Here is an 11121-nt window from a genome sequence, read left to right on the forward strand (position 1 = left end):
TTGCTGTGGTTTTTCTTATTGCCCTGGCTAAAACTATGTTGTAAATACTCGTGTCATTGTATGTTGAATTTCAATTATAAGTTCCAAAGTAAACTTTTGAATATTAGTTTACATTCATTTCCTTGATTTTATTGAATCTATTTCAATTTACCCATTCCCTCCAAAATCACCAACTAAAGTATACATTCAAAACATCACAAATAAAGAGGTTAGAACATTCATGAACAAAAAAGAAAAAGCTAGATCCATGCTAGCTTTTTACATAAGTTCTGTTATCGAAAATTATCATATTCATGTTTTAATAGAGAATATACCTTAGAATCGCAATACATACTATTGATCATTACACTTTGTCTCAATGTTCCTTCATATGTCATTTTTAGCTTTTGCATAACTCGTTCAGACGCTATATTTCTTACATCACATCTTCCTTCAATACGATTTAAATCTAATTCTTTAAAGCCAAACTTTATTAGTTCTTCTAAAGCTTCGACGATAACTCCTTTTCCCCAATACAGTGGGTTAATAACAGCTCCTAAAGAAGCGCTACCGTATAATAATTTCCAGATGCCACAGGTTCCAATAACTTTTTGATCACCCTTAAAGATAATAGACCATGTGAAGGACTTACCTTTCTTAGCTGTTTCCATCGTGTTTTCTAAAAAAATACGAGTTTCATCTTTATTTTTTTGTACCTCCCGAGGTACATAGGTAGTTGTTTGAGGATCCGAATAGACTTCAAATAAATCATCTAAATCATGAAAATCTAGTTTTTTTAATAAAAGACGCTTTGTTTCTAATATAGGAATTTCATATGTATTTTCCATACTCTCACCTCAGTTAATCGTTATTTTTATATTATATATCTTATTCATGTAAAGTTTACATAACACCACTTATCAGTAGTCCATGTATCTCAAAATCTATAAAAAAATCCCTTTAGATCTTCCTTCTAAAGGGATTTTCTGTTCACATAATCTGTATTATCAGTAGTTTTTATTTATCTAATTTAAAATACTTTGGATGCTCTGCTTTCATAGATAAAATGTTACCACACTCCGTACAAACATCAGCAATCACACTTGAAAATTTATTAAAAAGGTTATTCGTACTACTAAGTATTAAATATGCTTGGACTTCTAATGAACATTGCCTGATTTCTCTAAAACCACAATTAGGACATTTCTTATGCATTTTCAATTCCTTCTTCCTAATATTTAGTTCACATAAAATCTGATTATCAGTAGTATCCAAAAAAGCTCAGGGTTCTCATATGACTCTAAACTTTACTCTTATATTCATTTTTCTATATTTTTTAGAGGTGGCGAAAAATAATTAATTAAATCTCAAAAGATTATTTCCAAAACTCATACCATTACTTATCTTTACTTGCTGCAATCATCTTCTTAACTTCCTGGACTTCCATTATTGTTTGCATAAGCATTTCATCGCGTCCCTGATTCTTCGTCTTCACTAGTATTCGTCGCTATAAGCGTTTGGGATTCCTGTATCGTTTGTATAGCGGTATAGCGCTCAATAACTCTGATTCTCTTTGTGCAAATCGCTGGTCTTGTTCAACTAAACGCTTGTTTAATTCTTGTAGTAATCCATTTTGCTTTTCAATGAACTCGTTTTGATCTTGAAGCATCGTCTGTAGCGTTTAAATCTGGTTCTTCATAGCGCTGTGTCGCTCTAATGGCAGTACCTCAACACCTTGATGCCATGATACTATTTGTTTTGTTAGCGTTTTCTACTGTTATGTCTGTGTTGTTCTTTAAGTCAATAACCTTACGAAACACTATTATATCACTTCCTCTATACTTCCTATGCCCACGTTCATTCTTTATGAAAGTATAACCCTCTTTTCTAATACATCAGCATACTTACGTAATGTACTAGATTGGATACCTAATTGCTCTGCCACGTCGCCAGGACTATATAACGGCTTCATAGCGTTTCACCTCAAAAATATATTCGCTATAGCAATGATATACCCTTTGCTATTTGGCTAGAATGCTGGCTCGTCGTGTGGGGACGAAACCCCACTTATTACGTATCTATTTTTTGAATAAGAACTATTTTTTTGCGAATGATCTAGGCGGTTCGGCTCGTATATTGGCTAGTCCAAGTCAAGATCCATTGCTTTTCTTTTTTTAAAAGGACCTGCTCAATTACTCTATAAAAACATAAGATAAAATGAACCCGTTAAGGCACTTGAGTGAACCCTTGTTTTACCCTCTTACCAAAAGGAGGATCTATTATGGGATTTGGTGGTAGTTGTGGCGGCGGTTTTGCTGGTGGCTTTGCTTTATTAGTTGTATTATTTATTTTATTAATCATAGTTGGAGCTGCTTGCTTCTGCTAAAAAACTATCAGAAAAGACACTCATATAAGAGTGTCTTTTCTTTATTTCTAAACAGACTTTCTCATTCATTCCATAAAATATACAGCACTGTAAAGCCATTAAAACAACAATCTATCCCATTGTTAGGTCTTCTAATTAAAGGAGAAAAGTTTATGAGTTACGGTGGTTCTTACAGTGAATTTGGTAGCGACTTCGCTTTACTGATCATTCTATCCTGTTAATCATTATCAGATGTAGCTGTTAGAGCGGTGGATTCGTATATTAGGAAAAATCACTATCATTAGAGTTCCTATTCTATACACACTACCTAAATAATGAATATGGATACTTTCTATAAAGCGGCTTCTTTTGAAAAGCATAACATATAGTTCATTTTAACGAACTTCAGCCAGAAATCTCCTTCCTCTAAGCGCAGCGTAAGTGGGAGATGAATGGTCCGGCCTAAAAAAATACTTCTGAGTGGTAAAGCATCATAAAATTTATTTATAATAGAGGCATCAGAGCAAACATTCGGAGGTGACGATATAATGAAATTGAGTTGGACAATTAGTCCAACTAGATGATAATGCTATAGGAATAGGTGGAATTTTTATTCTCCCTAAATTTAGAGGTCTACAATTGGCTGGGAAACTTGTTTTATTTTTAGTAGAAACTACGAAAGAAGTTGTTCCTCCAATTATTCAAAGAATATAATTGTTGTTTGGATAATTACGATAAACATGTATTATTATTTAAGTTGGGATTTTTCTAAAATGGAAGTGAATACACGCTGTATCTCACCGCATGTTTTAACATAGATTTATCCTGTTTCACCTAGTCAAGTAACTTGTTTTAAAGCGAGACATCATTATTATTCCACCTCTATTTTTAATACATGTTAGTTAGATTATTTGCAAACTTGCTAGCACCCTTTTTGTTTTCCTCTATTACATACTCCTGAAAAAAATTCCAGCTGATTGATGGATATATGATCATTTATGTAATCCTCACAAGAACTTCCTGTTCTTGCAATAATTGGATAGTTAATTCCAATACAATATTTTGCATTAACTGATAACGCTTATCGTGAGTTTTACTTTGTTCTGATATAAATTCAATACATTGAAATATATATCCTTCTACACATAAGCTTCCTTTTTCAATTATAGATGGATTATGTTCTTTCTTTATTATTTTTGGCAATAAGAATTCTTTTTTTGTCAAAATAATTTCCTGTGACACCTCTTTTATTTCTATAGTTTTCCCTTTAAAAACTACCTTTTCTATTAAACTAATTTCACCTTTATACCTCCCTATCTCTATTGGTAGTTTCGCAGTTATATAATTATTTACATCTGCTTCAACATCCTTCTCTAATATCATACTGTGGATAGGAATCCACGAAGATTGGCCTCCCCAACGCTCTTCCATATTCCCTTTTACTTTTTGATTAGAAAGTTCTAAAAGTACTCTCTTTTCATGAAGGTTTGAAGAAACTAAATTACAGTTAATTTCTTCAGCATAATTTTGCATTGTAGTTAATAACTTAGAATCCAGTTCACGCCCTCTTGCATCTTTTTCACTTCGAAATACAAATGTTTCTTGATTTTTTACATTAATATTAGGGAATTTTATAAAACTAGTAACATCCGAAATAATAGAAAATGGCGTTTTTACTTCTATTGAACGTACTGAAGTCTCTATTTTTGATTCCGAATCTATACTTTTTTTCTGTGATTCATTCGTTTTATCTACTTTTTCTGATTTAATTTTCACCTCTACTTCATCTAATTCATTCGCTTCCGCTTCTTTTTCTAGTAAATTCTTTTCACTTTCTTTCTCAAACCCAATTATTTTATCTTCTTTTTTTGATTTTGGTTCTTTTCTTTCTTTCTCCGTTTGTATTACTTTCACTTCTTTTTCTGACTCTGGTTCTTTTCTTTCTTTCTCCGTTTGTATTACTTTCACTTCTTTTTCTAACTCTGGTTCTTTTCTTTCTTTCTCTGTTTGTATCGCTTTTGCTTCTTTCTCTGATTCTTTTTTTTCATTTTTCTTATTTTTTCTTATTTCGCGTGAATCATCTTGATCATTTAGTATTTCCCTTTTGTAAAATTTGTTCCATATTCGCTTACCAACCAATGGCTTTTCCATCACCATCCCCCACTTATGAAAATCATAAAATATGTTTTGATACGTGACCGTTTCATCATTATATATGTTTTATAATAATAAAAAAGACATTGTCTTTTTTATTTTATACTTGTACTTGTAAAATTTTCACAGTAAGATCTAGTACAATTTTTTCGCGAAGAGTATCAAATATTTCGTTTAATTCTGTTGGACAAGGAGAAAGAGCTAATTCAAAAAATTGAGCACTGACTAATTCGCAATATGGTTGTTCGTTATAAAAAACTGTATTTTCAAAAAGAATTTTTCTAAGCATGGTAAGTCACCATTTTTTAGGAATGATAAAGTGACGTGTAGTGTCTGAGGAAAAAACTAGTAATAGCAAATAACCTTCTGTTAAATCTATAAAACCAGAAAATAAAATATTCGCAATACAAACAAATAGTAGTGAATCCAATCCACTACCTGCATATTCAATGCTGTGACGAATATATCCTTGTATAAGTAAATTTTCTCTTGTAACTCGGCGGTAATTTGTACCTAGTGCTAGAGTGAATACTACAGGATTAATCCTGCAGCCATTATTTCCATTTGTAAGTTCAAAACAATTAGTATCATTGGAGAAATAACAAGTAGATGTACCTGGACACTATACAAAAATAAAGAAGGAAAGACGTATTGAGGTGGCAACATGTAATGTTAACAAATAGAAATAAACTGTAGGCTCAATAATAGTCAACTTGTTGTAAAACGAATTAGTAAAGTAAGTATAACCTTAAATGATATAGTCTCTATAATTTTTAGAAGAAATGTGAGTAAAAAAGATTATCCCTTTCTTTGTGTTATTTTTTGTACTCTAGTACATTACAATGCAGTTTCATTTGCATAAAGATGATTAGATCGCATGAAAATATACCAATTTGTTGACTATTAGTCAACAAATTGGATATAATGAAGCCATAGTATTCGCACATAAATTTTTCAATTTGTTCATTGGAGAATATGAATACCGTGTATAAGTTTATAAGCTTTTTGCATAAAATAAAGAAGACAGAAGCCTGAGAAACTTCTGCCTTTCGCAACTTAAACTTGCTATTTGGGAAGATAGTAGGCGCGGTTGTTTTACAATTTAATTAACTTTGAGATCGAGAACCGTCCTTATTATCTTTTCCGAGTAGGGCGGTTTTCGCTTTTTTATATAAGAAAGGGATTATAGTAATCGTTAAGGTTCCTAAACCTATTCCGATACCTTTAGCATATCCACTTGCTAATTCAATTAAAAATGCGATCATTCTATCACCTCCCTCCCTACTGGATGGAAGTGAGATGACCCGCCTACTATATATAGCAATTATTTTAAGTTACCCTTTAATTGTATTATGAGATGCAATAGGATACAAGTTATATCACTAAATTCGTTCTTTTTAACTTGTTATTATTACCTAATCTTCTAATTTAGATAGGAGTACTATGTATATCATTAAAATTAAGATGATTCAAGTCGGAGAAAGACACTTTAGAGAGTTATTCTTTTATAAAGAAAAATCCTGATGCTCCCCCCTATATAACTAAAAAATTGCGTTATAATATCTCCTGAACATATGTATGGGATAATTAATACTTGCTTTTGGTAAGTAGCAATTTATTTAATGAAGAGATCGCTTGTTTCCAAGACAAGTAATCTTTTTATATACATTTCCTTTACTATATTGATGATATCCAAAATAAACCAATTGAATATATCTACAAAAGTCATTCTTACATTTTTTTCTGTTTCATTTGTTTCTTCAAGTAAAGATTCGTTATTTGGATATTTTCATGGCCTCCTCATAGGATAAGTCAATCTTGTTTGCTTACATTTGCGTGCTACAGTTCTTCGTGAAGAGGTTTTTCTATATCCCCAAACACATGTAGATACTAAAAAAGAACGTATCATCACTGTTTGCTTCGCGAGTGTTGGCGATAAAACTGGATTTACTTTTATGCCAAGGCTATAACATTTTCACTAAATAAGCATAGCGTCATACACTTTCCCCGTTCAATTCAAATTCTTCTTCCTGTTGCGTCGTACATTTACATAACAAAAGAATCACCATTATACAACTCTTTTTTATATCCTCTTTTCGCTTTTTTTATCATCCATATCTTTTTATAATTTTAGAAAGGAAGGACGTCATTACATTATTCAGACACAACTATGCATCGTATATTTATACTACTCCTAACCGAATTTATAAATTATTTGATTTACTAAACCCTATAAAATGTGTAACTCAAACCGAGAAATCTAATTGGGTATTACAAGATAAAAACTTTATATCTAATAAGGAGGGAAAACAAAGAACAGTTGCTTAAATGAACTACTACTCTTGATAAAAGCGATGCATATCCTCAGTTACTCCCTTCTCGAAAAAGAAACAAGCTCCTTAGTAGGGTTCAGGCCTATCGACACTTTTAAAAATCTGGAAATTCTTCCGGCATAGAATCCATCGATCCCCATACCATACGTAAAACCTTCGAACATTAATTCTATAAACAAAAGATATAGCAATGTTACAAAAAATACCTTGTAATAGTACACCACAAATCAAACTGAACATATTAGGTAAATGAAGAGAAAAAAAGATGGTATTATTAAACAACTTTCATATTTACATAAAAAATCCACACTTAACTAGACTCCTATACTCACACCATCCTTTCTAGACGAGCATAAGATGTACTAACGAACGAAAGGGGGTAATTTTATGGGTTTTGGTTTTGGTGGAGGTTGTGATTTCAATAGATGTGATGATCGGAGAGATGATCGGAGAGATCATCATAGAGATCATCACAGAAAAGATGAAAGCAATAGACAGTTCAATAATAATCCAGCATTAGCACAATTCTTACACACATTAACTCCTGGTACTTGTATTGTTATTCAATATGATTGCCAACCACCTACAAGTGCAACATTCCAAGGTTTTCAAGGAAACAACGTAATCATTTTATCTGACTTTGATTGTTTCCCAGGATTAGCACGTATTGCGATTAACAGAATTAACGTCATCTCTATAAATTCACCTGATTGTAATCGTTTCTGTTGCAAGCGCAAGCATTGTAGAGAATGTGATGAGCATAAACATGATCATAACGATGATTATTAAAAATGAATGAATAGAAATACCTTTCCTTTAATTTTATAAGCCAATTTGCAGAAAAAACACCTATTAAAAAATAGGTGTTTTTTCTTTCCTAAATTCACTGAACTGAACGTAAATAACAAACCATTCTATATATCGGACATATACTATTGTAAGGTCGGCATCCAAATGACCCAAATAAATACCCACGCCAAGAAATAAAACTACAAAGTATTTCTTGGCACCTTTACATAAAACAAATAAATTTACTAAAAGTGTACAAGTTAATTACCAAGTTTTTCATACTATATAATTAAGAATTAGAAGATCTTATACCACCAATCCATAAAGTTATCTATATATATTTAACTGTCTAAATGTGCAACCTAATTGAAAATGCTTCGTTTTGAAACAACCAATTCATGTGCTAATTTTTCCACAGTAAATTTTTGCATTTGATTAACCATCATAATCATTTAATCTTTTTGCCCTAGACATCGAATCTCCTACATAACTATGACATAATCTAGAGCCGTTATAATATATAGTCATGAATAGAAATTTATCTGTGTTTTTTTGTTTTATCTAGATTCCTTTAAATTATTTCTAACCGCACTTCCCGAAAGAATTCACCTTACTCAAGCGTGTGCAAAACGATAGCCCAACGGTAAGTGGCAGATGAATTTCGGTTGGCACAAGCCAACATATTTTCTACCATATACTTTTATACAGATTGTTTTTATCATTTTTTAAAATGTGTTATAAACCTGTTCACAAGTTGCGGCTGTTGGTTGAAAAAAACAGTGTTTTTTATAACGTCCGACCAAAGGCTGATTATACCATTGTTGAGGACAATCACCTGGTGGCCTAAAATACCATAAACTAAATTTTCCAGGCCAATGCCTCTCTCCAGCGATTACTCGACGAGCTAAGCGTTTTTCACTTTCTCTTGCTCTTTGATAAAAATAACCGTGAGTAACAGCTTCAAATGCATGTTCTTGGAAAATCATTTGTCTAATGGTACGAAGATTTTTAAAATCAGAACAATTGGCTCTTATTCGGTTAATTCCTACATTTCCGACTAGCAACATACCCTGAGTCCCTTCTCCTTCAGCCTCTGCTCTCAGTAATCTTGCTAAAAGTGCAATATCTGCATCTGTAGCGTTAACAACCCCCATGACTCCACCTCCATTATATTTTCTTCTTATAGTATTGTTTATTATTTAGGATAATGACCTTTCACACAATATAGACTGTTATGTCTACGAAGGATGATGGTAATCAAATATGGATTTTTTCATAGAAGGATTTGTATTATCATAGGTATGGGTCTTAAAGATGGAACGCCACGTAAGAAGAATTGCTAAATAAATTCATGAATAGTGGTATTTATAAGGATTATACATTTTCTATAGTTGGGGTTACTTATTTACATTTACTTTTAAGAAATATGATTTAAGTTAGTATTTTATCCTTTTCCGACATGCATCTCATCAAAATAAATAGAGAGATACTTGTCTCTCTTCAAAGAGTACTTTTTGGAATTTTAAATTGTCCCTCTTAGTATCAAACCTAGAACGGCCATAATTATCGTACTGATAATAATGCGTAAAATCCAAGAGGTATTCGTGCTTATTTTTTCTAATTGCTTATTAATTGTAGAAATGTCTTTCTCGTTAATTATTATTCGAGTTTCTAAATTACGAATATCACGCATGATCTCTTTTTGTTCTGATTTCAGACTTTCAATTTTCACATGTATATCTTCCATATATTCACACCCTTACAATATCTTAATAAACCAGTCTTAATATATTATGAGACAACCCTTTTCGATGTGAATGTATACGAGTTATTTCCATGTTGAATCTTTATTTTATACATCTTTCCCGATCGTATTAATCAATACTAAACTAGTACCAGCATTTGTTAATTGACTGACGGTTGTACTAATTAATCAAATTCGGATATTTTGTTAGAACTTAAATCGAACCTCAACTACATTCTTCATATTTTAATATTATCAATAAAAAGTTTAGAAAATCCATGAACAAAAACGAGTGCAGTGAGAAAATGCTCTTTCAAATAATTTTATCAATTTCAATGGTTATTACTGCCTCTATGTTTACACTTACAGAATATTAAGTGTCCATCTTGTTCAATAAAAAGAGAGCATCCAGGACAATAGATGCTCTTACTGTGTGAGGGGTTCTAACCAAAAATTAGAATAGAGGAGGAGTGATCAGCTCGTCCTCTATTCTAATATATGCTTTTTCTCCTTGAAAGGTGAAAAATAAAAAGACACCTTAATTAGGTGTCTTTTCGGATATAAGGGATAGATACCATGTGAAAAGCCTTTCTGTATCATTGTATGATTATCAATTCTCGTTATGCTTAAAATAGCTTATAAATACGTTTATTGTGTATTTTGATAGTGAATGATTTTGTCGCGAATAGCGGACGCAATAAATTCCTCAATAGTGCTGTTTGTTTCTTCGACTATTTTATTAAGTACTTGATATTCTTTACTGGAAATCGTAACTGGTTTTGTCACACTGCTGCTATCTAAATAAACGCTATTATTAACACGTTTCACTAATTTTCCTTCAATTAAATATGGTGAGAGGCTCTCAACCCACTCCATTTGCATACCCATAGGCAATTCAATAAGTGATTGTCTTACATCTAAATACCAAAAACCCTTCTCTTCTGAAATCTTTATATTTCTTGGTGAGACATATTGGAGTATTAAGTCAACTTTTTGGAAAGAACTACTACGTAATTGATCAGACTTAGGTAAACGGAACTTAATAAATCTTTGATGATGGCTCCGAGGTTTATCAGTCAACTCATAAGCTGGTTCATACCCTAATTTTTTTGCTTCTTTTAAGGTAAGTTCATTTCCGAACTCATCAATTAACATAATATCTCCACGCTTTGGAATGGAAATGACTCTTGCTATCGTATTCCCCTGCATGTATCTGTGGAATAAAACGGTATTATACTTTTGAGAGTATGTATAAAGTGCATTTGCCTGATCTAATCGATGTACAAGCTTGAGTAACTCTTCTTCTCTTATGAATTTAGTTTCACGATTACGATATTCTTGTATAGTGGCTGTTAATTCCCCATCTTCTAGCCATCTTTCTAATTGATATGTACTCACATCATATTTTTTACTAGCCTGGTACAAAGTAAGACCTTCAGGTTCTCTTGCTTTTTTTATTGCTTCTACATCACTTCTTCTGAAAAGGAAACTCCCATCTAATCGCCATGTATCTTTGTTAATTGGAACTAATTGTCCCTTTTTTACCAGTTTGTTTACAATGAAATTACTAATCTCCAAAAACTCTCTTACTTCTGTTGTATTCATATTGAGTTGCTGATTTTCATCCATATTATTTCTCCTCATGTATTTAATTTATATTTAATAAATTTATTGATTAAATTTAATTTTTATTTTATAAATATATACTTAGATTTATTATATCATAGGCAGTGTTTATTTTTTTCAAACAGATATAC

General features: G+C 31.8%; 8 protein-coding genes and 4 pseudogenes. 3 read left to right on the forward strand and 9 right to left on the reverse strand.

What is annotated here, in order from left to right:
- Positions 1–272: 272 nt before the first annotated feature.
- Positions 273–827 (reverse strand): GNAT family N-acetyltransferase, encoded by a 555-nt coding sequence (locus DN390_RS21715; protein WP_147808408.1) that lies wholly within the window; start codon positions 825–827, stop codon positions 273–275.
- 548 nt (positions 828–1375) lie between these two features.
- Positions 1376–1951, reverse strand: a pseudogene (locus DN390_RS21725) (DUF3967 domain-containing protein).
- 309 nt (positions 1952–2260) lie between these two features.
- On the opposite strand from DN390_RS21725, the gene DN390_RS21730 reads away from it, so the two are divergent.
- On the forward strand, positions 2261–2365 hold the full coding sequence (locus DN390_RS21730; protein ID WP_000505684.1) for a YjcZ family sporulation protein: 105 nt from the start codon (positions 2261–2263) through the stop codon (positions 2363–2365).
- 537 nt (positions 2366–2902) lie between these two features.
- A pseudogene (locus DN390_RS30750) lies at positions 2903–3116 on the forward strand (GNAT family N-acetyltransferase); the annotation flags it as partial.
- Between the two features lie 224 nt (positions 3117–3340).
- Here DN390_RS30750 and DN390_RS21735 read toward each other — a convergent pair.
- The 4 genes and pseudogenes from DN390_RS21735 to DN390_RS31295 form a co-directional block, all read right to left on the reverse strand.
- Complete coding sequence (locus DN390_RS21735; protein ID WP_147808409.1) at positions 3341–4495, reverse strand: BC_2427 family protein; 1155 nt, start codon at positions 4493–4495, stop codon at positions 3341–3343.
- A 103-nt stretch (positions 4496–4598) separates the two neighbouring features.
- A pseudogene (locus DN390_RS31290) lies at positions 4599–5048 on the reverse strand (DUF7852 domain-containing protein); the annotation flags it as partial.
- Between the two features lie 556 nt (positions 5049–5604).
- On the reverse strand, positions 5605–5763 hold the full coding sequence (locus DN390_RS30760; RefSeq protein WP_170879422.1) for a hypothetical protein: 159 nt from the start codon (positions 5761–5763) through the stop codon (positions 5605–5607).
- 577 nt (positions 5764–6340) lie between these two features.
- Positions 6341–6620: pseudogene (locus DN390_RS31295) on the reverse strand (tyrosine-type recombinase/integrase); the annotation flags it as partial.
- A gap of 598 nt (positions 6621–7218) precedes the next feature.
- On the opposite strand from DN390_RS31295, the gene DN390_RS21745 reads away from it, so the two are divergent.
- On the forward strand, positions 7219–7620 hold the full coding sequence (locus DN390_RS21745; protein ID WP_147808410.1) for a hypothetical protein: 402 nt from the start codon (positions 7219–7221) through the stop codon (positions 7618–7620).
- Positions 7621–8345: 725 nt separating this feature from the next.
- On the opposite strand, the gene DN390_RS21750 is transcribed toward DN390_RS21745, so the two are convergent.
- The 3 genes from DN390_RS21750 to DN390_RS21765 form a co-directional block, all read right to left on the reverse strand.
- Entirely contained in the window at positions 8346–8774 is a 429-nt protein-coding gene (locus tag DN390_RS21750; protein WP_147808411.1) for a cell wall hydrolase, read from the reverse strand.
- A 368-nt stretch (positions 8775–9142) separates the two neighbouring features.
- Positions 9143–9367, reverse strand: a complete 225-nt coding sequence (locus DN390_RS21760) for a hemolysin XhlA family protein (protein ID WP_147808412.1) — start codon at positions 9365–9367, stop codon at positions 9143–9145.
- 645 nt (positions 9368–10012) lie between these two features.
- Positions 10013–10993, reverse strand: a complete 981-nt coding sequence (locus DN390_RS21765; protein ID WP_147808413.1) for a DNA-binding protein — start codon at positions 10991–10993, stop codon at positions 10013–10015.
- Between the last annotated feature and the right edge of the window lie 128 nt (positions 10994–11121).

The sequence above is a fragment of the Bacillus sp. SH7-1 genome (genome assembly GCF_008042405.1).
Classification (GTDB): Bacteria; Bacillota; Bacilli; order Bacillales; family Bacillaceae_G; genus Bacillus_A; species Bacillus_A thuringiensis_N.

Coding starts and splice junctions, on each gene's coding strand:
- DN390_RS21715 (WP_147808408.1), bottom strand. CDS start 827: ATGGAAAATACATATGAAATTCCTATATTAGAAACAAAGCGTCTTTTA.
- DN390_RS21730 (WP_000505684.1), top strand. CDS start 2,261: ATGGGATTTGGTGGTAGTTGTGGCGGCGGTTTTGCTGGTGGCTTTGCT.
- DN390_RS21735 (WP_147808409.1), bottom strand. CDS start 4,495: ATGGAAAAGCCATTGGTTGGTAAGCGAATATGGAACAAATTTTACAAA.
- DN390_RS30760 (WP_170879422.1), bottom strand. CDS start 5,763: ATGATCGCATTTTTAATTGAATTAGCAAGTGGATATGCTAAAGGTATC.
- DN390_RS21745 (WP_147808410.1), top strand. CDS start 7,219: ATGGGTTTTGGTTTTGGTGGAGGTTGTGATTTCAATAGATGTGATGAT.
- DN390_RS21750 (WP_147808411.1), bottom strand. CDS start 8,774: ATGGGGGTTGTTAACGCTACAGATGCAGATATTGCACTTTTAGCAAGA.
- DN390_RS21760 (WP_147808412.1), bottom strand. CDS start 9,367: ATGGAAGATATACATGTGAAAATTGAAAGTCTGAAATCAGAACAAAAA.
- DN390_RS21765 (WP_147808413.1), bottom strand. CDS start 10,993: ATGGATGAAAATCAGCAACTCAATATGAATACAACAGAAGTAAGAGAG.